The organism is Flavobacterium sp. LS1P28 (assembly GCF_003970335.1).
Lineage (GTDB): Bacteria > Bacteroidota > Bacteroidia > Flavobacteriales > Flavobacteriaceae > Flavobacterium.
The window spans coordinates 35,866-58,116 of the sequence record NZ_RYDI01000017.1 but is presented as its reverse complement, the minus strand read 5'-3'; the positions used below and the strand labels follow the sequence as shown (position 1 = coordinate 58,116).

Here is a 22,251-nt window from a genome sequence, read left to right as displayed (position 1 = left end):
TATCAAAAACCAAATAAAATGATGAGCAACTCAGAATTTGGAAGTATTTCATTTGATTTACCAAAAAACCAATCAAATGTAATCAAAGTTATTGGTGTAGGTGGAGGCGGAAGTAACGCTATCAATCACATGTTTAAACAAGGGATCAAAGGCGTAGATTTTATCGTATGTAATACGGATTCTCAAGCTTTACAGAGTAGTTCTGTGCCTAATAAAATTCAGCTAGGAGTACACTTAACCGAAGGACTTGGTGCAGGAGCAAACCCGGATGTTGGACAGCAATCAGCTATTGAAAGCATTTCCGAGATTGAAAAAATGTTGGATCGCAATACTAAAATGGTATTTATCACAGCCGGAATGGGTGGTGGTACTGGTACGGGTGCTGCACCAGTAATTGCACAATTGGCTAAAGAAAGAGACATTCTTACGGTGGGTATTGTGACTTTGCCTTTCTTGTTTGAAGGGAAAGTGCGTCAGGAACAAGCCTTAATTGGTATCGAAAAATTACGCAAACAAGTCGATTCTTTAATTGTTATCAATAATAATAAATTAAGAGAAGTATATGGAAATCTTGGTTTCAAAGCAGGGTTTTCAAAAGCAGATGAAGTTTTGGCGACAGCCTCAAGAGGTATTGCCGAAGTAATTACGCATCACTACACCCAGAATATCGATTTAAGAGATGCGAAAACAGTATTGTTTAATAGCGGAACGGCTATTATGGGATCTTCTGTTTCTTCAGGTGAAAACAGAGCTAAGGAAGCGATTATCGCCGCTTTAGATTCTCCTTTGTTGAATGACAATAAAATTACAGGTGCCAAAAACGTATTGTTGCTTATCGTTTCTGGAACTAATGAAATTACCATTGACGAAATAGGAGAGATTAATGATCACATACAAGTGGAAGCAGGCCATAACGCTAACATTATCATGGGAGTTGGTGAAGATGAATCTCTGGGAGACGCTATTGCTGTGACCATTATTGCCACAGGATTTGATATCGAACAACAAAACGAAATTGTAAATACAGAACCAAAAAAAATAATACATACACTAGGGGACGAACAGCGAAGTGTTCATAATCTAACCAACAAGACAGTTGCTGCATTTGATTTGAATATGGAATCACCATCGACTAATTCAAATGAGAGAGTTATTTTTGATTTATTAGAAGATACAGTAGCTGCTCCTGAGCCAGTGGTAACGGTGCCAGTCATTAATAACGAAGAACTAATCGTTATGTCTGAATTTATCAAAAATTTAGATGTGACTTTTGAAATTGTTTCTCCAATAACAGATATTGATTTTACAATCACATCACCTGTGGCCGAGGTTAAAGAGCTAAAGACTATTCAGCCAAAAGCAGTAGAAAGACAGGAACAAACTACATTCTCCTTTGATCTGCCACTTTTTAAAACAGCGCCTGTAGTTCCGGTAGAGGCCAGTAAAATTTTATTTGAATTGACTCCAGAAACGAGTGATATAAGAGTAAATGAAGCCGTTCAATTTGTTCCGGTAACGGAATTGACAGATAACGGAATCATTAAATATTCTCTTGAAGAATATATGGAGCCAGAAAATGATTTCATGGCAAAACCAGTAGCGAAAACTCCAGAGGTTGTAATTCCGGAGGAATTAAATATTACCATGAAACAAGTTGACAGCGCAGCGCTGGTTCCAGTTGACTTTCAAGCAATTTCGCCTACTGAAATGACTATCGAAGAATCATTGCGAATGAGAGCGGATGAAAGAAGGAAAAAATTAAAAGAATTCAATTATAAGTTTCATAACAATGTCTCTAAAATTGAAGAATATGAAAAAGAACCGGCCTACAAAAGATTAGGAATAGACATTTCAAACCATCAAGCTAATAATACGAATTCTAGAATTTCTGTAGGAACGGATAGTAATAATGATTTGCAGCTGCGTTCAAATAATTCATACTTACACGATAACGTGGATTAATGAACTCAAAATAAACTAAGTAACCCGAAAATTTAATTTGATTTTCGGGTTACTTTTTTTGTGTAATCTGAACAAGGCAATTTGTTGTTAATTCCAGTAAATTTTTTTAAATTTGTCGGGCATTAAAAAAGCGGTTGTTTCAAGTCCCGCAAAAAAAAGCAGGAGCCTTTACTACCCTTTTGAACATTCAGAAAAGTAGTGGTTTTATAATGAGCATTTCAATAATCGATTTGATAAATAATCGATTAATAAATAAACACTAAATATTATGAGTTTATCAATACACATCATGGACGAAATTAAAACCGCCATGAGAGCCAAAGACACAGTTGCTCTAGAAGCCTTAAGAGCTATTAAATCTGAAATTTTACTAGCGCAAACCGCTACAGGATCAAAAGAAGAAATCTCAGAGGATGATGAAATAAAATTGCTTCAAAAATTAGTAAAAACCCGTAAGGATAGCGCTAAAATTTTTACAGAACAAAATCGTTTGGATTTGGCTGAACCAGAATTAGCACAAATAGCAGTAATAGAAAAATTCTTGCCAGCACAATTAAGCGAAGCAGAAGTAGAAGCTGTAGTAGCAAAAATCATTGCCGAAACTGGTGCCGCAGGCATTGCAGCAATGGGAAAAGTAATGGGATTGGCCGCAGCACAATTAGGTGGAACTGCTGAGGGGAAAACGATCTCTACTATAGTTAAAAAATTATTGACATAGATTTATGATTTAAGAGCAACAGTTTTATATATAGGATATAAAACTGTTGCTGAATAATCTGAAATAATATTGACTGCGTAGTTCAACTGGATAGAATATCAGATTTCGACTCTGAGGGTTGCAGGTTCGAACCCTGCCGTGGTCACTTTAATACCCTGTTTATAAGGCTTAGCAAAGGTTTTACTTAACATTTACTTAACCATTTTCAAAACACTCATTTTTTGGGTGTTTTTTAAGTTTATATAAGTAACTGAAATAAATTAAAATTCCCCTCTAATATTAAAAAAAATCTGATTAATCAACTATTAATAGAATTTAATTAAATAATGTTTACACGCACGTAACAGATAATGCAATATTCAATATAATTCAATTGATTGATTTTATACACGCGTAACAGATAGGTGCAAACCTTTATTTTTACGCTTGTTTAATTTGAATTTAATTAGGTAATGCAAAAAAATCGCTCATCTCTGAACGGTTGTTTTTACATCATAAGTAAATTTTCAATTATGCCCAACGGGTAACGATATCAAATAATTTCATTTTGTCCGATTTAAGTATTTGAAAGTTCGAATGAAATTAATGAAAATTGGAACAAATCAAGGCGAATATTTCTTTGTATATTTGCAACCTCAAAAATAATTTAAATAATGATCGAAGATAAAAACCCACAACGCACAAGTATTGCTCAGTTAGGCGAATTTGGATTGATTGCCCATTTGACAAAAAACTTCAAAATCAATCAGCCTTCAACTTTAAAAGGAATTGGCGATGACGCCGCTGTTTTGGATTTCAAAGATAAAAGAGTAGTAGTTTCGACGGATTTATTGATAGAAGGTGTGCATTTTGATTTGGCATACATGCCCTTAAAACATTTGGGCTACAAAGCGGTAGTGGTCAATGTTTCTGATATTTGCGCCATGAATGCTAAACCCACGCAAATCACGGTTTCAGTAGCAGTCTCTAATCGTTTTCCTTTAGAAGCTTTGGATGAATTGTTTGCAGGAATTACGCATGCTGCAAATGAATACAATGTAGATGTTATCGGTGGGGATACGACTTCCTCCCAGAAAGGGTTAATCATCAGTATAACTGCCATTGGCGAAGCAGATGAAAATGAAATCGTGTATAGAAATGGTGCCAAACAAACAGATTTATTAGTCGTAACTGGCGATATTGGGGCTGCTTATATGGGGTTGCAAGTTTTGGAACGCGAAAAGCAAGTGTTTCAGGTGAATCCAAATTCACAACCGGATTTAGATGCGTACACATATTTAATTGAACGACAATTGAAACCGGAAGCACGCAAAGATGTTCGTACTCTATTGCACGCTTTAGAAATAAGACCAACTTCAATGATTGATATTTCAGATGGATTATCGTCTGAGATTATGCATTTGTGCAAACAATCTAAGGTAGGGTGTAATTTATACGAAGACAAACTACCAATTGATCCAACATTTATTAATGTTTGTGAAGAATTCGATATCGACAGTACCACTGTTGCCATAAACGGAGGCGAAGATTATGAATTGCTTTTCACTATTGCCATGGACGATTTTGAAAAAATCAAAGGGAATCCAAACTTTACAATCATTGGGCACATGACACAAGAAAGCGAAGGCATTCATTTAGTGACTCGTGCCAACACGAAAATAGCATTGAAAGCTCGTGGTTGGGATGCTTTGAGTGAATAGAAATCTCTTTAAAACAAATAAAAAACGACACCTATTAAGTGTCGTTTTTTATTTGATAAAATTAAAATAGCAATCCTTTGTTTTTAGCTTCCTGGACTAAATCAATATCGCTTCCATGTTCTATTTTTAATAATTCTTTTAAATTCAGTTTGCGTTGCTCAATTGCGCCAAGTGAAATTGGAATATATTGTGGAATGTCATTCAGCTTGGTTCCTTTTGATATATGAAACAAAATATCTTTATCAAATTGATCAATTTCTATTGTATTTTCCTCTGCCTGATTCAACATTTTTAAAACGGACTGGCTGTAATATTTTTCGTTTTTTATAACTTTATCGAAAGCAAAAATTAATTCATCAAAAGTTAAATCGTTTTTTATAACCAGTCCACTTGGATTTATTGTTTTGATAATGGTTTTTATCTTCAACAATTCGGTATACATGGTTAGTAATATAATTTTGCAGTTTGGCATGTATTCTAATATTAATTTTGCCAAATCCTCGCCGGAATAAATATTTTTTTCTTCATAAGGCGGCATACTAATATCTAAAAAAGCAATGTCAAATGGCACAACAGCTGGATTGGTAATAATATGGTAGGCTGATTCGCAATCTTTTGCTTTAGTTATAAAAAACTCGAATTCCTCCGGATTATACCTCGTAATTGCATTTTTATATCCTTCTATTATAAAAGGATGGTCGTCAACTATTAATATTTCATTCTTTGTTTTTACTGTATCAACGGAATCATTAGCCATTTTGTATAAGTTGTAAGATTGTTTTTATTCTATTGGGGTGGTAACCGTTATAATTGTTCCTCCTTTTTTTGAGGATTGTATGTCAAAGATACCATCGCATTCTTTGGTCCGAAAAAGTATGTTTTGCAGACCAATGCCTTTTTTAGCTGTTTTTATATTAAAACCAACACCATTGTCACTAATTTTTAAAATCAAATGATCTTCTTCTTTTCTTAGTTCTATTTTAATGGTATTAGCATTAGCATATTTATTACTGTTTTGGAGTGCTTCCTGCAGAATACGGTATAAATTGATTTTTAGCGAGTTACTTACTAGTTCCCATTTTATAGCTGGATCAATACTTGAAATTAATTTTGATTTATGAGTCTTTTTTTGGTCTTCAAATAAATTATCAACTATGGCGACGAAGTTATTAATTAATTCTGATTTTTCTCTATTCAAGTCATGTGAAATTTCTCGAATATCCTGCTCAATATTTTTTAATTCTATTAAATAATTATTTCTCTTCTCCACAGCAGTCCCGTCAACAATCTTATTCAAGCTGTCCAAGTTAATTCGCACTCCAAATAGTCTGCCTAAAACGCCGTCGTGTAATTCGCGTGCTACTCTTTTCTTTTCCTTAATTCTATTTATTTCAATCGTGTTTTGTTGTGTGATCATTAAATTATAGATCTCTTCATTGGCCATTTGCTGTTGTTGCTTGAATAACAATTCTCTGTTTTTTGCTTTTTGGGTTCTTATGACAAAGGAAAATAAACCAAGCATTGCTAAACCACTAAAAATATAAACTAAATTCCTGTTTTGTTGTACTAAGTCCTTATTCTCGTTTTTTATTTCCTCTGTTTCGTATTCGATACGGGTAAATTTATTACCCATTTTACGTTCTGATTTTTGTAATTTCTCGCTGACTTGAATGTATTCGTTTCCATAAACTGCAGCGTTTTGTGGCTCTATAATTGATAATTGCTTCAGCGAATTTAAAACATTACGATAATTGTTTGTTTTTTTGGATAATTCAAGGGCTTGTTTGGCAAACTGACTTGCTCGTAAAGTTTCATTCTTTGAAATGAAATATTCGGATAAATTTATTTTACTGGCTATGACACCCGTAGTAAGTTGTAAACTATCTCTGGTTTTTAATGACCGAAAGAATAAATCTGGCAACCCTTCCTTTTCATTAAGCTTGAATTTAGAATACGCTAAATTATTCAATAACATGGCGTGCAATGAGGGTTTATCTTTAAACACATTTTTTTGATCTAGTCCTTTTTGAAAATATCTTTTCGCCTGCTTGTAGTCTTGTTTCTTAAGGTGGAGGTAACCAATGTTATTGTAGGAAGTCGCTTGTGGCTGATAAAAAGAGGCCATTAACTCGTCATCAATACTGGCTAAAGCTTTATTGTGATACCGCATTGCAGTATTATAATCTTCCAGTTCATTATAAATCAATCCTAACAAATTATAAGCGTCATATAATACATCGCTTTTATTACTATTCTTTATAATTTTTAAAACTTTAGAGGTAGCTTTTTCAGCACCTAACAAGTCACTCTGATTGAATTGCAGGTTTGCTTTTTTTATAATAGTTTTTGCTAGATTATAGTTATCATTTAACTCAAAATAGATTTTTTCTGCTTTGTCATAGTACAAAAAAGAACTATCCGGGATGCCCTGAGAATCATAATAATCTCCTAAATAATTGTTCCCTTTTGCCATACTAAAAGCATCCTGCTGCATTGCAGATTTTTCAAGTACCAATCGTACCGTTCTTTTATACTCCTTCCAATTTTCTAAGTTATAATAGCGATTAGCAATTTTGAACAGGTTTACGCGATATAAAGAATCATTTTCTTGGGGAGTTATGACTTGAAGTGCTTTTTTCACGTATTTTTCTCGTTGCTCAGACGGTAAATCAAAATCGTTGGACAATAAAAAATATGTAGAAAGGCTGTCTTTAGAATCTAAAGTAATTTTATTTGGAGTATTTTTTTGAGTACATCCACAAAATAAAAAAATAAAAAAAAGTGTTGTATATATAGGATGTTTCAATAGTAAAAAGTTTTACCATCAAAAATAAGAAAATAAACGTATTAGCATAAAAAAAGCTGTCAAAAATTTGACAGCTTTCTTAAATCAATATATATTTACTAATATTTTGTTAGTCCATTTTCTTATTCCCCTGACTTGTTGATCCATTTCCAACAAGATTTAGTTGTACGTTTTCAATTTTGAAAACTTCTGCTTTGTTATCATTTTTTGTTGTTGAAGTAATTTCTTCATTTGAAGTAAATGAAGTTAATACCATTACTAAAGAAAATAATCCGATTGTTAAAATTGCTTTTTTCATAATTTGGGAATTTTATATTGTTGTTTGATTTTACTTTTCTAGAACCACATTAGCGTGGAATTCTTTTGTAAATCTACACAGACAACTTAATTTTTTCCTACAAAAAAAAGGGTATATGGTAGAACCTGCCCGAATGATAGTGAATGGGTATTAAATCTGGGTGAACGGACAATTTTAGATTTCTAAATAATTTCCGTTAGCAAATTCAGAGATAATAAGGTCGATGTTTGTTTTGTAAGACTTAGAAAAAGGAAGTTTTACGGTACTGTTTTTTATGTAACACACAGAATTTCCGCTGTGAATTCTGGAAATATAGTTCCTATTTACAATATAACTGTTGTGAATCCTAATAAAGGGATATGACAATACCCCTTCAAAATGTTTCAATGTTTTAAAAGCCGTAATCATTTCCCCGTTATTTAAATGAATGTCCGTTGAATTATTATCGGCTCTAAGGTAACAGATGTCTTTTGCATCAATATAGCGATAATCCCCATATGATTTAATGCACAAAGTGAGTGACTGGCCCTGATGTACTGTTTCTGGTTGTGGCAGGAACGTTGGCTTTTCTTCAAGGATGATCGATTCATTTAAAGCAACCTCGCTTTCTACTTCCGATTTATTTAATTTTAAAATCAATTTTATTACATCGATTGGTACCAGTGGCTTTAATAAATAATCCATCACTTCATATTGTATTGCTTCAAAAGCCAACTCTTTTTTACGGGTGGTAATAATAATTTTAGGGATTATTTTTAGGTAACGGTGCAATTCATTGATCAATGCCAAAGACAAATTGCTAGTTGTATCAACAGGATCGATTTCAAGAAAAACTAATTGTGGCGTATGTTCTAAAATTAGATGTAGTCCATCAGTATAATTATTTGCGGAGGCCACAAAAGTTAGTTCTGAAAAACCATCAGCAATGCCTTTTGTTTTCAAAACACTTTCTTGATTGTCGTCAATAATAATGTACGAATAATTCATCAATTGCTTTTCCTGGGATTGTTAAGCATTACATCCGATTTCCAAAGCAAAATATACTTTGGTTTATTAAATTAGGTGGGGTGTTTTAGCAATTTAATGAAACAATAACATCAAAAAATGACTAAAATACTTGTGTTTAACATTCTAAAAATAAGCATTTAACTATTTTTTTATAGGTCTTGTTAATATGTTTTTAACAAATGTTGATACATTAAGATGAAATGCAGATTTATCCGATTAAGAACATGATTACTGTTTTAATAGACGTTTGAATTTAAATTCATTTCGTAAACACCTCTAGTTGTCAGCATAAAAACTTTCCTAAAGTGAAGCTGTTACTTGTTGTGCTGATGATTCAAAGAGTATGAATGTCGATTGATAATAACTTTGTCCGAATTAACCACCAAAAAGTAACTGTTAAAAATATTTTTTTTAAAAATTTATCTTACTTTTATTCCAAAAAACAAAAACTATGAAAAAATTATTTGTCTTAATTTGCTTAACTTCTTCTTTATTTGGTTTTAGCCAAGAAAAAGAAACAATTGATTTTCGAAGAAATGAATTAAAAGGGAATGCGCTATTTTTAGTTCTAGGAGCGGTAGAATTAACTTATGAACGACTAATTAATGAGGATACTGGATTAGGAATTTCACTCTTTTTTGTGGCTGAAGATGAATTTGACACTAACTTTAGTCTTACTCCATACTACCGCGCTTATTTTGGAAAAAAACCAGCTGCTGGATTTTTTGTAGAAGGTTTTGCAATGTTAAATTCATATATAGATCACGGCTACACAACATACTATTACGATAATGGAACGACAATAACTAATTTTGTAGCAGATGAAGTAGGAGCTGATTTCGCACTTGGTTTTGGTCTAGGATCCAAATGGATTCATAGAAAAGGATTCGTCTTTGAATTTAATGCTGGAATAGGACGCAATTTATTTAGTGATAATAGTCCAGAGATAGTAGGACGTGGCGGAATAACGTTAGGATACCGATTTTAAACAAAAAAGCTTCTCAATCGAGAAGCTTTTTTTGAATATAGACTATAAATAATTATATTTTCATCAGCCAGTTTTTCATTGAAACTTCATTTTCAATAATTGATTTCAAATCTGCAATAGCCACACGGTCTTGTTTCATCGTGTCTCTGTGACGAATAGTAACCGTTTGATCTTCGATAGTTTGATGATCTACTGTGATACAAAACGGCGTTCCAAGCGCATCTTGTCTTCTGTAGCGTCTTCCTACGGCATCTTTTTCATCATACGTCACATTAAAATCCCAACGCAAATCGTCAATGATTTTATGTGCGATTTCTGGCAATCCGTCTTTTTTTACCAATGGCAAAATTGCTGCTTTAGTTGGAGCCAGAACCGAAGGTAATTTCAAAACAGTTCTTGTGGAGCCATCTTCTAATGTTTCTTCTTTTAATGAAGTGGCAAAAACAGCCAAAAACATTCTGTCTAATCCAACTGAAGTTTCCACTACATAAGGAACGTAATTCTGATTTAATTCAGCATCAAAATATTGTAATTTTCTGCCGGAAAACTGCTCGTGTGCTTTCAAATCAAAATCAGTTCTGGAGTGAATTCCTTCTAACTCTTTGAATCCAAACGGGAAATTAAATTCAATATCAGCCGCTGCATTGGCATAATGGGCTAATTTTTCATGATCGTGAAAACGATAATTTTCTCTTCCTAAACCAAGTGATAAATGCCATTTCAAGCGGGCTTCTTTCCAGAATTCATAATGCTTCATTTCATCGCCTGGACGCACAAAAAATTGCATTTCCATTTGTTCAAACTCCCGCATACGAAAAATAAACTGTCGGGCTACGATTTCATTTCTAAACGCTTTTCCAGTTTGTGCAATCCCAAAAGGAATTTTCATTCGTCCTGATTTTTGAACATTTAGGAAATTGACAAAAATACCTTGTGCCGTTTCCGGACGCAAATATAAATCCATTGCTGTATCTGCGGATGCGCCTAATTTGGTGCCAAACATTAAGTTAAACTGACGCACTTCGGTCCAGTTTCTGGAACCCGTTTCCGGACAAGCAATCTCCAGTTCTTCGATTAATGCTTTTACATCTTCCAAATCTTCATTTCCTAAAGAACGTCCCAATCGTTCCAGAATTTCTCTCTCTTTGGATTTATACTCTATAACGCGAGGATTTGTAGTCACAAATTCCTGTTCATTGAAGGTGTCACCAAAACGCACTCTTGCCTTTTCGATTTCCTTGATTGCTTTTATGTTGAGTTTTTCAGCATAATCTTCAATCAAAACATCGGCTCTATATCTTTTTTTTGAATCTTTGTTGTCTATCAATGGATCGTTGAACGCGTCTACGTGACCCGATGCTTTCCAGGTAGTTGGGTGCATCAATATAGAGGCATCAAGACCTACAATGTTATCGTTCATTTGAACCATGGCGCGCCACCAATATTCGCGTATGTTCTTTTTTAATTCTACTCCGTTTTGTGCATAATCATAGACTGCACTTAAACCATCGTAAATTTCGCTTGACGGAAAAATAAATCCGTATTCTTTTGCATGCGAAATTACATTCTTAAATAAATCTTCTTGTTTTGCCATAATACTGCAAAAATATAAAAAGTGAACTTAAAAAAAAGGAAATTGTTAAAGATTGAAGCATTGTTTTGTCTATTTTTATAAATAAATCCCTGATTACATGTTTGAAAGCATTATTAATCTTTTTTTTCCAAAGGTCTGTTCCGGTTGCAACGCCTTTTTAATTGCGAACGAAAATGTGATTTGTACGGTTTGCAGACACGATATTCCGTTGACCAATCATCATTTGAATCCAGAGAATGATGCTTTCAAAAAATTTTACGGACGAATTCCTGTCGTGCATACTTCTGCTTTGTTTTATTTTCATAAAAAGGGAATTGTCCAAGTGCTTATTCATAATTTGAAATACAAAGGACACGAAGAAATAGGAACAATTCTTGGGGAATGGTACGCTGAGGATTTGAAAAACATTGAATTATTAACAACTGTAAATGAAATTATTCCAGTTCCATTGCATCGAAGGAAACTAAAAGAAAGGGGATACAACCAAGTTACTGCTTTTGGAAAAGCACTTTCCACTCGTTTAAATGTAGCTTACAATGACTCACTTTTGATTCGGAATGTGTATTCAAAAACGCAATCCAAGAAAAATTTACTAGGCAGAACGGAAGGAATCGAATCTATTTTTGATGTTTCCTTTACTGAAAAAAATCACAACAAACATTTCCTTTTAATTGATGATGTTATTACAACCGGAGCCACCTTAGAAGCTTGTTCCCGGGCTATACTTAAAATACCGGGTGCAAAAATCAGTATTGTTTGTATGGCGATGGCGCAGTCGTAATTTGGATATTTCGGTTCCAAAACATGTATTTAAAACAGAATGATACCTTAAAGCACAGTCGTTTTTTAGCCCTGATTACTTCACCTAACTTTTACTCTTATAGGAGTTCGGTGAACTTTGTTTGAAGTAAAAATCCTTTTTATGCGCCTTTTCGGTGGATAAAAGATTGGAACAGACGAAGTAAATAGCTATTGAAAACAAGTATGTTACAACTCTAAAGAGCGCACTATTAATTAATTTAATGAAATTATAACGAAATAGAATTTCTATTTCCAAAGTTAAATGATTAAATTTGGATAAAATATTTATAAATCATTAAACAATCATATTATGGCTTTTGAATTACCACAATTACCTTATGCGTATGACGCATTAGAACCTTATATTGATGCCCGCACGATGGAAATTCATCACTCGAAACATCACAATGCGTATACTACCAATCTTAATGCTGCTATCGCAGGAACGGATATGGAAGGAAAGACGATCGAAAATATTTTGATTAATCTTGACATGAAAAACATGCCTGCTCGTAATAACGGTGGTGGTTTTTACAATCATAATTTGTTTTGGACGGTAATGACGCCAAATGGTGGCGGACTTCCAACTGGAGATTTATTGGCTGCAATTGAAGCTGCTTTTGGAACTTTTGAAGAATTTAAAGCATCGTTCAGCAAAGCTGGAGCAACTCAATTTGGTTCTGGATGGGCGTGGCTTTGTGTTCATAAAGGAGGTAAAGTTGAGGTTTGCGGAACTCCTAACCAAGACAATCCATTAATGCCAGGCATAGGTTGTGGCGGAACTCCAATTTTAGGAATGGATGTTTGGGAACATGCTTATTATTTGCATTATCAAAACAGAAGACCAGATTATATCGAAGCCTTTTTCAATGTAATTAACTGGACGGAAGTGGCGAGAAGATTTGCTTTAGAGAAATAAGCTCCCTAACACCCGAAGGGGGGAATTAACAAAAGAGGCTAGAAAAAAATTTTTTTTCTAGCCTCTTTTGTTTCCTGCGAAAATATTTTTTATCTCTGCTTTGATTTCCCCTTAGGGGTTAGAGGCTTTGACTTCATTCCAATAAAAAAGGTGGAATCTCTTCCACCTTTTTTGCCCCAAATTTACCATAACCTTAACCTACTAATGTTATGGTGATTCAAATTTATACTAGTTGTTACTACCCTTACAAATAAATTAGATGAATAACATGGAAAACCGATTAAAACCTTATCAGCACCAATTATTAGTATGCTCTAGCATCTTTCCCCTCATAAAAATTCATAAAAGCCCTATTAACGACTCTATTTCCTCCTGGCGTTGGATAATCACCCGTAAAATACCAATCCCCTAAATTTTTAGGACAGGCAATATGCAAATCTTCTACCGTTTGGAAAATGATTTTTACCTCGGCCTTTATCTCCGGTGAGCTTAACATTTGTGCAATTTTATCCGAAACCTCTTGCGGTTGAAAAGGCGCATATATTGCTGTTACATAATTGATAACTTCGGTGTCATTGAAGTTTTCCTGTGCTTTACATTTCACATATACCTCATCAACAATATGATACATGTTTCTTTCTTTTAGCAATTCTAAAGCGGCTTTAAAAGCTACTAATCCTTCTAGTTTTGCCATATCAATACCGTAACAATCCGGATACCGTATTTGCGGTGCAGAGGATACGATTACAATTCTTTTTGGATTCAAACGATCCATCATTTTGATGATACTCATTTTCAGGGTTGTACCTCGAACAATACTATCATCGATTATTACTAAATTATCCGTTGGTTTGATAACTCCATATGTAACATCATATACATGGGCAACCAAATCATCACGGCTGCTGTCCTCTGTAATAAACGTTCTAAGTTTTGCATCTTTAATCGCTACTTTCTCCGTACGAATTTTGACAGAAAGGAGTTTTTGTAATGATTCCTTAGTTAAGGTATTTCTATTTTGAAGAATATAATTGTTCTTTCTTTGATTTAGAAAATCTTGAGCTGCTTCCACCAATCCGTAGAAAGACGTCTCGGCAGTATTTGGAATATAAGAGAAAACCGTATTGTCTGTGTCCTGATCAATTGATTTTAACACCGCCGGAAGTATCAGTCTTCCTAATGTTTTTCTTTCCTGATATATTTCAGCATCACTTCCTCTTGAGAAATAAATTCGTTCAAAAGAACAGGCTTTTTTTACTGTTGGAGGAAGAATCTCTTCCATGGAAACCGTACCGTTTTTCTTAATTATTAATGCAGTTCCAGGTTCTATTTCTTGAACTTTTTCGAAAGGCACATTGAAAACGGTTTGTATAACCGGTCTTTCAGAAGCAACAACAACTACTTCGTCATCTTGATAAAAATAAGCTGGACGTATCCCGGCAGGATCTCTAAAGACAAATGAATCACCGTGACCTAAAAGTCCAGCCATAGCATATCCTCCATCTAAATTTTTAGAAGAACGTCTCAAAATTTTAGCAATATCCAAGCGTTCGGCAATTACAGGAGAAGCTTCTCTTTTAGACAAACCTTCTTCTTTACAATCCTGATACAACTGCATCACTTCTTTGTCCAGAAAATGTCCGATTTTTTCCATAACCGTAACCGTATCTGCCATTTCTTTTGGATGCTGACCCAATTCTACCAAATTTTGAAAAAGTTCTTTCACATTGGTCATATTGAAATTCCCGGCCAATATCAGATTTCGATGCATCCAATTGCTTTGACGCAGAAATGGATGAACGCTTTCGATACTATTTTTCCCAAAAGTTCCATAACGCACATGACCCAAAAACAATTCGCCTAGGTAAGGAATATTCTCTTTTTGAAGCGCTACATCATCCGCATATTCAGGATGAGCTGCCATCTCTTCATTTATTCTTTCATTTATTTGTTTAAATACATCTTGAATAGGCTGCGAATGGTTTGATCGCACGCGACTTATGTATCGCTCACCAGGTTCAACATCCATTTTAATACTTGCAAAACCTGCTCCGTCTTGCCCGCGATTGTGCTGCTTTTCCATAAGGAGATACATTTTTTGTATTCCGTAAAAAGCCGTTCCGTATTTCTCTTTGTAAAATTCAAGCGGTTTGAGTAGTCTAACTAGTGCTATTCCACATTCGTGTTGTAAAGCGTCGCTCATTGTGTTGTTGTTTGTTGTTGTGTTATTCTAAAAAATGAATTGGACTGATTTATATGTGGGCAATAATCAAACCAGTTTGGTATCTCTTATATTTTTTTAACAAAAAAACCCCGTTTCCGAGGTTTCCATGTATTATAATTCTATGTCAAACTGTGTCAATGATTTAAATTGTTTTAATCTGGACACAACTTCCTCTTTATCTAAATTAACCATCCGTTCCGTTCCAAATTTCTCCACACTAAATGAGGCTAAATTAGAACCGTATATAACCGCATTTTTCATATTCTCAAAAGAGATGTTTTCACTCTGTGTTAAATATCCTGCAAAACCTCCTGCAAAAGTATCTCCTGCTCCTGTTGGATCAAAAACTTCTTCTAATGGCAGTGCTGGCGCAAAGAAAACTTCTTTATTGTGAAACAAAAGTGCTCCGTGTTCACCTTTTTTAATTACTACATATTTAGGCCCCATATTATGGATCTTAGCGGCCGCTTTCACTAAAGAATATTCTCCCGAAAGTTGTCTTGCTTCTTCGTCATTGATTGTAATCACATCAACACGTTTCATCACATCCAATAATTCAGGCAAAGCACAATCCATCCAAAAATTCATAGTGTCGAGCACCACTAATTTTGGTTTAGTTTCCATTTGGTCAATTACGCTACTTTGTACTAATGGATGTAAATTTCCTAACATTACTATATCGGCATTTTTAAAATTCTGAGGGACTTTCGGTTGAAAATCACCCAAAACATTAAGTTCCGTTGCTAATGTATCTCTTGAATTCAAATCGTTATGGTAAAGACCGCTCCAAAAAAACGTTTTTCCACCTTTTACTACTTCAAGTCCAGAAATATCAATGTTTCTTGCTGTCAATAAATCTAAATATTCTTGTGGAAAATCATCGCCAACGACAGAAACTATGGCAGATTGTAAATTAAAAAAAGAAGCCGAAAGTCCTATATAAGGTGCAGCTCCACCTAAAATTTTATCCGTTTTGCCAAAAGGCGTTTCTATAGCATCAAAAGCAACGCTTCCAACAATCAATAATTTATTCATTTATGTAGTTTCAAATTAAGGCGCAAAGATAGGGTATAACTTGTGAAGTTGCAAAGAGTCTGAGGTGTAAAATTTTGCCAAATTAAGAGGTAGTTTTAGACTAATTTACGCCATAATTATTAGAGTTGTTATCCTTATTTGAATTTATGATTTAACCAAAATATTTTTATTTAATAAGTCAATAATAGCCTCATTTTCTTGGTTCACCGCATAATCCAAAGCTGTTTTTCCAAAAATGTCTGTTTGATGCGTATTAATTTTATAGTTCAACAAAATTTCCACACATTTTTCCTGACCAAAAGTGGCAGCAAAAAATAACGCATTTGCCTTATTGTAATTTATTATGTCTGGACTTGCTTTGTGTGCCAATAACAATTCTGCTAAGGAAGAATACCCTTTAAAGCACGCACCCATCAAAGCGGAATTGCCGGAGGAATCCTGAATATCTAAATTTGCTTTTTGCGAAATCAAATACGTTGCAACCTCATAATTATTATTGTAAACCGACAGAATAAGCAAACTATAACCAGAGGAATTTAATAAATTTATATCATTCCCTTCCTGTACAAATTTTTCAATCGTTTTTAGATCATTGGTCCTTGCCGCCTCAAAAACATCTCTGTTTTGCGCATTCAAAAAACCAGAAATTAAAATCAATAAGGTGAAAATTATTTTTTTCATTTTTTTAAAATTTAAATAGTAAAGGAGCGCTAAAAACGCTCCTTTATTAAGTTTCCTTACAATTATTGCATCATTAAAGATTCTAATTCTTTACGATCCATTTTAAGCTCTTTTGCTAAACGCATTCCGTATTCTCTATCCGCTTGATAAAAATGAGCAATCATCTTAGCAACAATTACTTTGTTTTTTACTTGTTTTAAAGCACCTGATAAATTAAAAATTAATGCATCTTGATCTTTCTTAGAAAAAGAACGGTACAAATCTCCCGCTTGTGTAAAATCATTTGGTTTCGAAATTTTTGACTGTGCAGTAGTTACGTTTGCAAATTCTGATTTTGAATACTTGAATTTTGCATCATCCTTTACCTCCGGTTTATTTGTTGAAGGCTGATAATTTACATCACCAGTTTGAGGGCGCAACGACATATACCCATTTTCATTGTAGGTGTTCACTCCGTTTTTAGGCATGTTTACTGGAATTTGTTGAAAATTCCCTCCTAAACGATGGCGTTGTGTATCAGTATATGAGAACAATCTCCCTTGTAATAATTTATCTTCTGAAGGCTCAATACCTGGAACTAAAATTGCTGGCGAAAAAGCGGCTTGCTCTATTTGTTGAAAATAATTTGATGGATTTTGATTCAAAGTCATCGTTCCTACTTTTATCAGTTTAGCAATTTTTTCAGGCCAAATTTTAGTAGGATCAACAGCATTAAAATCCAAAGCCAAAAAATCTTCTTTCTTCAACATTTGAACATACAAATCCCATTTTGGAAAATTTCCTTTTTCAATTTCATTGCGCAAATCCAAAGTAGCATGCTCAATTTGTGTGGATTGAATTGCATTAGCTTCGGCTTGCGATAAATTACGTACTTCTTGTTGCGGAACCCATTTGTATTTTACGTAGGTTACTTCGCCTTTCGCATTTACCCATTTGTAAGCATGTACTCCATTTCCTTCCATTTGGCGAAAATTAGCAGGGATTCCATAATCAGAAAATACCCAAGTAAACATGTGCGTTGATTCTGGTACATTGGAAAAGAAATCGAATGCTCTGTTCGGATCTGATGCGCCATTTGTTATTGGGGACGGTTTAAAGGCATGAACCATGTCTGGAAACTTCATTGCGTCACGGATAAAGAAAACGGGCAAATTGTTTCCTACTAAATCATAATTTCCTTGTTCAGTATAAAATTTAACTGCAAAACCTCGAGGATCACGGTACGTTTCCGGAGAACCTGCCTGATGTATTACCATTGAGAACCGAACCAACAATGGTGTTTTTTTACCCGCTTTATTTAAGAAATCTGCCATCGTAACATCCGAAAAATCAGAGGCAGCAACAAATTCTCCAAATGCACCAGTTCCTCGAGCATGAACCACTCTTTCCGGGATACGTTCGCGGTCAAATGTAGCTAGTTTTTCAATCAAATGAATGTCTTCAAGCAGGACTTGTCCATCTTGTCCAATTGTTTTTGAATTTTGATTGTCTCCTACTGGAGCTCCGGAATTTGTTGTCAACGTTTGACCTAATGTTAGCTGAGTTATCAATATCGCTATTGATAAGACTAATGCTTTTTGTTTCATAAGATTATTTTTTTATTTAATTCATGCAAAAATATCGACAAAAATCATATTGACATAACTGAAATTTTATATCTTTGTTATAGACAATATCTATATATGAATATCCAACAATTAGAATATATAATTGCAGTAGATCGCTTAAAAAATTTCACTAAGGCCGCAGAGTATTGCAATGTAACTCAAGCAACATTGAGCGCAATGGTCAAGAAATTAGAGCAAGAGCTTGGAATAGTGATTTTTGACCGAAAGAAAAATCCAACTGAAACAACCGAAATTGGAATAGAAACTATTGAAAATGCAAAAAAAGTAGTTCTTCATAGCCAGCTTTTAAAAGACAACGCCAAAAAGAGTATTGGAAAAATTGAAGGAAAAATTAGAATTGGAATCATCCCGACAATAGCAAACTCTTTACTTCCAAAAATTTTAAAACCTATTTTAGAAAACTTTCCTGACTTAAAACTAGAAATTTCAGAACAAACAACCAACTCCATTACAAAACAGCTGAAAGAAGGGCAACTTGACATGGGAATTGTTGCGACACCTTTACATGACACTGAAATTGAAGATATCGTGTTATTTTATGAAACTTTAATGGTGTATGGCGACATTGACCCGGTACAGAACTATATTTTACCCGATGAAATTAGAAATCATAAAATCTGGCTTTTGGAAGAAGGTCATTGCCTTAGAGAACAATTTATTAAATTATGTTCTTTAAAGAAAAAAGAAAAAATGGTTGAAAATTTAAAACTTGAAGCAAGTTCTTTTGATACTTTATTGAATATGATTGACGAATTTGGCGGATTAACTTTGATTCCCGAATTATATTACAACACCCTTTCTGCCGAAAGAAAAAAACAAGTCAGTTTTTTTAACGCTCCTATTCCGGTTCGTGAAATGAGTATTATTTACCACCGTCCTTATGCAAAAATCAGAACCATTGAAGCGCTAGCCAAAATCATTCACAGCACAATAAACAAAGATTTGATTTCAAATAAATATAAAAAAAGCGAATTAGCAATTACTCAAATATAATAATCACTCACAAGTACTTTCGTAAAAAGCATCTATAGAAAGTTGTTTTTGCATTGAAGCCATAACAGCTAAGGCATCACATCTTTCGTTTTGGACATGATTGTTGTGGCCTTTGATCCACTTAAAATCTACTTTGTGTTTTCTATATACAATTAAAAATCGTTTCCACAAATCAGCATTTTTCCGGTCTGCAAAACCTTTTTTTTCCCAACCCAAAACCCATTTTTTTACTACTGAATCCACCACATATTTAGAATCCGAAATCACCAAAACGGTAGTATTAGGATTTTTTAGCTTTTCGAGACCTACAATTACTGCCAACAACTCCATTCTGTTATTAGTGGTTCGACGAAAACCTTCATAGAATTCCTTTTTATAAGGTTTTCCTACCCATTCCATAACAACGCCATAGCCACCGTTACCTGGATTGCCTTTAGCAGCACCGTCTGTGTATATGTGTACGTCGTGAGAATTCAAAATTATAAATTATGAGTTAATAATCTTTCAATCACTTCCGGAAAATACTTTTGTTCCAATTCATGAATTTTCTGGGCAACTTCTTCTGGAGTTTCGTGCCCTGATAAAATTATTTTTTTTTGAAAAAGAATATTTCCTTCGTCATAATTTTCATTAACATAATGAATGGTAATTCCGGTTTCTTTTTCATTATTTTCTACAATGGCTCGGTGAATATTCATCCCGTACATTCCTTTACCACCATATTTTGGCAACAAGGCAGGATGTATGTTTATGATCTTATCCGGATAGGATGTGATGATATTTTCAGGGAATTTCAATAAAAAACCAGCCAAAACAATCAGATCAGGCTGAATTGTATTTATTTTATGTAATACTTCCCCTTCAATAAATTGTTCTTTAGTAAAAATATTCGTTGCAACACCATGGTTTTTTGCTTTGTCAAGCACCTTGGCGATGGAGCTGTTTGCAAAGACTGCTTGAACCGTTGCAAGTTTAGATTTTGCAAAATACTTTATGATGTTTTCAGCATTAGTACCCGATCCAGAAGCAAAAACGACAATTTTTTTCATAACCTAGCTTGTTTTAATGATGCAAAAAAAGGGATAAAAAATGAAAATAAATAACATTGTGGCAGCTTTGTTAAAATAAATTTCATAATTTAGTTGTCACATTTATTAACTAAATAGTTGTTTTCAAATAAAGTTTTTTATTTTTGCCAACAAATTAAATTCTAAAATTAAAGATTATGTCAGACATTGCATCAAGAGTAAAAGCGATTATCGTAGACAAATTAGGTGTTGACGAAAACGAAGTTGTAACAGAAGCAAGCTTCACTAATGATTTAGGAGCTGACTCATTAGACACTGTTGAGCTTATTATGGAATTCGAAAAAGAATTTGACATTCAAATTCCAGATGATCAAGCAGAAAACATCGCTACTGTAGGTCAAGCAATCTCTTACATCGAGGAAGCAAAAAAATAATAAATACGCACCCGTTTACAATCTTGTAAGCGGGTGTTATTATTATTTTGAAATTAAATTCGAGATTGGATTTCAATCAAAAAGATATTTATTGTAATACCCATGGCTCTTTTTGTAAAAATACAGTAAAGAAAGCATGGGTTTTATTTGTTTAAAGATAACAAAAAATAAAGAATTTATGGTATTAAGACGAGTTGTTGTAACAGGTTTAGGTGCTCTTACTCCTATTGGAAATAACATTCAAGAATATTGGAATGGACTTATTAATGGCGTTAGTGGAGCAGCACCAATAACTTATTTTGATGCTTCAAAATTTAAAACTCAATTTGCGTGTGAATTGAAAAATTTTAATGCTGAAGATTTCTTAGACAGAAAAGAAGCTAGAAAAATGGATCGCTATGCGCAGTATGCTATGGTTGCCTCTGATGAAGCGGTTGTAGATGCCGGTTTCAATTTTGAAAAATTAGACAAAGACAGAGTAGGTGTTATCTGGGGCTCTGGAATTGGAGGATTAGAAACTTTTCAAATTGAAATGTTGAATTTTGCTGCAGGTGATGGTACTCCTAAATTTAATCCTTTCTTTATTCCAAAAATGATTTCGGATATCGCAGGAGGACATATCTCTATAAAATACGGATTCAGAGGTCCAAATTTTACCACTGTTTCTGCTTGTGCTTCTTCTACAAATGCTATTATTGATGCTTTCAACTATATAAGATTAGGTCATGCTGATGCTATGATAACCGGAGGCTCTGAAGCTGCGGTGACCATAGCCGGAATGGGTGGCTTTAATGCCATGCATGCTTTATCTACCAGAAATGACGATCCTAAAACCGCTTCAAGACCAATGGATAAAGATCGAGATGGTTTTATCTTAGGCGAAGGAGCTGGCGCATTAGTCCTAGAAGAATACGAACACGCTATTGCTCGTGGAGCAAATATTTACTGCGAAATTGGCGGTGGCGGAATGTCAGCTGATGCTTACCATATTACGGCACCGCATCCTGATGGATTAGGCGCTAAAAATGTAATGTTAAACTGTTTGAGAGATGCCGGTTTACAAGCAACTGATGTAGATGGTGTGAATATGCACGGAACCTCTACGCCACTTGGTGACATGGCAGAATCTAAAGCAATACTTCATGTTTTTGGGGAACATGCTTACACGATGAATTTAAATTCGACTAAATCTATGACGGGCCATTTACTTGGCGCAGCCGGAGCAGTAGAAACAATTTCTTCGATACTTTCCTTAAAACATGGACTAGTGCCACCAACAATAAATCATTTCACAGATGATGAAAATATCGACGCTAAACTAAATTTTACGTTCAACAAAGCTCAGAAAAGAGAAATGAATGTAGTGATGAGTAATACTTTCGGTTTTGGAGGTCACAATGCTTGTGTACTAGTAAAAAAATTAGAAATCTAATT

At 34.1% G+C, this 22,251-nt stretch carries 20 protein-coding genes and 1 tRNA gene; 10 read left to right on the top strand and 11 right to left on the bottom strand.

Going from position 1 to position 22,251, the window contains the following annotated elements; genetic code table 11:
• Positions 1–18 precede the first annotated feature (18 nt).
• The 4 genes from ftsZ to thiL all read left to right on the top strand — a co-directional run bounded on the left by ftsZ (position 19) and on the right by thiL (position 4,380).
• Positions 19–1,962: a cell division protein FtsZ gene (gene ftsZ, locus EKL97_RS12650; protein WP_126461740.1), complete on the top strand. Its 1,944-nt coding sequence runs from the start codon at positions 19–21 to the stop codon at positions 1,960–1,962.
• A 268-nt stretch (positions 1,963–2,230) separates the two neighbouring features.
• A complete protein-coding gene (locus tag EKL97_RS12645) occupies positions 2,231–2,680 on the top strand; it encodes a GatB/YqeY domain-containing protein (protein ID WP_126461743.1) in 450 nt (149 codons plus the stop codon).
• Between the two features lie 71 nt (positions 2,681–2,751).
• Positions 2,752–2,825, top strand: a tRNA-Arg gene (locus EKL97_RS12640).
• Between the two features lie 508 nt (positions 2,826–3,333).
• On the top strand, positions 3,334–4,380 hold the full coding sequence (thiL, locus tag EKL97_RS12635; RefSeq protein WP_126461746.1) for a thiamine-phosphate kinase: 1,047 nt from the start codon (positions 3,334–3,336) through the stop codon (positions 4,378–4,380).
• Positions 4,381–4,441: 61 nt separating this feature from the next.
• Here thiL and EKL97_RS12630 read toward each other — a convergent pair whose 3' ends face one another.
• The 4 genes from EKL97_RS12630 to EKL97_RS12615 all read right to left on the bottom strand — a co-directional run bounded on the left by EKL97_RS12630 (position 4,442) and on the right by EKL97_RS12615 (position 8,471).
• Entirely contained in the window at positions 4,442–5,137 is a 696-nt protein-coding gene (locus EKL97_RS12630) for a response regulator (protein WP_126563795.1), read from the bottom strand.
• Positions 5,138–5,161: 24 nt separating this feature from the next.
• Complete coding sequence (locus EKL97_RS12625) at positions 5,162–7,066, bottom strand: tetratricopeptide repeat protein (RefSeq protein ID WP_233588585.1); 1,905 nt, start codon at positions 7,064–7,066, stop codon at positions 5,162–5,164.
• A gap of 229 nt (positions 7,067–7,295) precedes the next feature.
• A complete protein-coding gene (locus EKL97_RS12620; protein WP_126569001.1) occupies positions 7,296–7,484 on the bottom strand; it encodes a hypothetical protein in 189 nt (62 codons plus the stop codon).
• A gap of 174 nt (positions 7,485–7,658) precedes the next feature.
• Complete coding sequence (locus tag EKL97_RS12615; protein WP_126461756.1) at positions 7,659–8,471, bottom strand: LytR/AlgR family response regulator transcription factor; 813 nt, start codon at positions 8,469–8,471, stop codon at positions 7,659–7,661.
• Positions 8,472–8,943: 472 nt separating this feature from the next.
• Here EKL97_RS12615 and EKL97_RS12610 point away from each other — a divergent pair, with 472 nt between their 5' ends.
• Positions 8,944–9,480, top strand: a complete 537-nt coding sequence (locus EKL97_RS12610) for a DUF3575 domain-containing protein (protein ID WP_126569000.1) — start codon at positions 8,944–8,946, stop codon at positions 9,478–9,480.
• A gap of 52 nt (positions 9,481–9,532) precedes the next feature.
• On the opposite strand, the gene EKL97_RS12605 is transcribed toward EKL97_RS12610, so the two are convergent.
• Complete coding sequence (locus EKL97_RS12605; protein ID WP_126461762.1) at positions 9,533–11,074, bottom strand: glycine--tRNA ligase; 1,542 nt, start codon at positions 11,072–11,074, stop codon at positions 9,533–9,535.
• A 97-nt stretch (positions 11,075–11,171) separates the two neighbouring features.
• On the opposite strand from EKL97_RS12605, the gene EKL97_RS12600 reads away from it, so the two are divergent.
• On the top strand, positions 11,172–11,855 hold the full coding sequence (locus EKL97_RS12600; protein WP_126461765.1) for a ComF family protein: 684 nt from the start codon (positions 11,172–11,174) through the stop codon (positions 11,853–11,855).
• A gap of 330 nt (positions 11,856–12,185) precedes the next feature.
• On the top strand, positions 12,186–12,794 hold the full coding sequence (locus tag EKL97_RS12595) for a superoxide dismutase (RefSeq protein ID WP_126461769.1): 609 nt from the start codon (positions 12,186–12,188) through the stop codon (positions 12,792–12,794).
• Between the two features lie 304 nt (positions 12,795–13,098).
• Here EKL97_RS12595 and EKL97_RS12590 read toward each other — a convergent pair whose 3' ends face one another.
• The 4 genes from EKL97_RS12590 to EKL97_RS12575 all read right to left on the bottom strand — a co-directional run bounded on the left by EKL97_RS12590 (position 13,099) and on the right by EKL97_RS12575 (position 18,320).
• Positions 13,099–14,997, bottom strand: coding sequence for an amidophosphoribosyltransferase (locus tag EKL97_RS12590; RefSeq protein ID WP_126568999.1), 1,899 nt, complete (start codon positions 14,995–14,997; stop codon positions 13,099–13,101).
• Between the two features lie 132 nt (positions 14,998–15,129).
• Positions 15,130–16,053, bottom strand: coding sequence for a PfkB family carbohydrate kinase (locus EKL97_RS12585; RefSeq protein WP_126461778.1), 924 nt, complete (start codon positions 16,051–16,053; stop codon positions 15,130–15,132).
• Between the two features lie 144 nt (positions 16,054–16,197).
• On the bottom strand, positions 16,198–16,734 hold the full coding sequence (locus EKL97_RS12580; RefSeq protein ID WP_126461781.1) for an ankyrin repeat domain-containing protein: 537 nt from the start codon (positions 16,732–16,734) through the stop codon (positions 16,198–16,200).
• 62 nt (positions 16,735–16,796) lie between these two features.
• The gene (locus EKL97_RS12575; protein ID WP_126563799.1) at positions 16,797–18,320 is read right to left on the bottom strand and encodes a catalase; all 1,524 of its coding nucleotides are present in this window, start codon (positions 18,318–18,320) and stop codon (positions 16,797–16,799) included.
• Positions 18,321–18,416: 96 nt separating this feature from the next.
• On the opposite strand from EKL97_RS12575, the gene EKL97_RS12570 reads away from it, so the two are divergent.
• Positions 18,417–19,355 carry a hydrogen peroxide-inducible genes activator gene (locus tag EKL97_RS12570; protein ID WP_126568998.1) on the top strand — a complete coding sequence of 313 codons (939 nt, stop codon included), beginning with the start codon at positions 18,417–18,419 and terminating at the stop codon, positions 19,353–19,355.
• Positions 19,356–19,358: 3 nt separating this feature from the next.
• On the opposite strand, the gene rnhA is transcribed toward EKL97_RS12570, so the two are convergent.
• Both rnhA and EKL97_RS12560 read right to left on the bottom strand, forming a co-directional pair.
• Positions 19,359–19,832 (bottom strand): ribonuclease HI, encoded by a 474-nt coding sequence (gene rnhA, locus EKL97_RS12565; protein WP_126461787.1) that lies wholly within the window; start codon positions 19,830–19,832, stop codon positions 19,359–19,361.
• Positions 19,833–19,834: 2 nt separating this feature from the next.
• Entirely contained in the window at positions 19,835–20,404 is a 570-nt protein-coding gene (locus EKL97_RS12560) for a phosphoribosylglycinamide formyltransferase (RefSeq protein ID WP_126568997.1), read from the bottom strand.
• A gap of 176 nt (positions 20,405–20,580) precedes the next feature.
• Here EKL97_RS12560 and EKL97_RS12555 point away from each other — a divergent pair, with 176 nt between their 5' ends.
• Together EKL97_RS12555 and fabF are read left to right on the top strand one after the other, a co-directional pair.
• Complete coding sequence (locus tag EKL97_RS12555; protein WP_007137004.1) at positions 20,581–20,817, top strand: acyl carrier protein; 237 nt, start codon at positions 20,581–20,583, stop codon at positions 20,815–20,817.
• 178 nt (positions 20,818–20,995) lie between these two features.
• Positions 20,996–22,249, top strand: a complete 1,254-nt coding sequence (fabF, locus tag EKL97_RS12550) for a beta-ketoacyl-ACP synthase II (RefSeq protein WP_126562655.1) — start codon at positions 20,996–20,998, stop codon at positions 22,247–22,249.
• Positions 22,250–22,251: the final 2 nt, after the last annotated feature.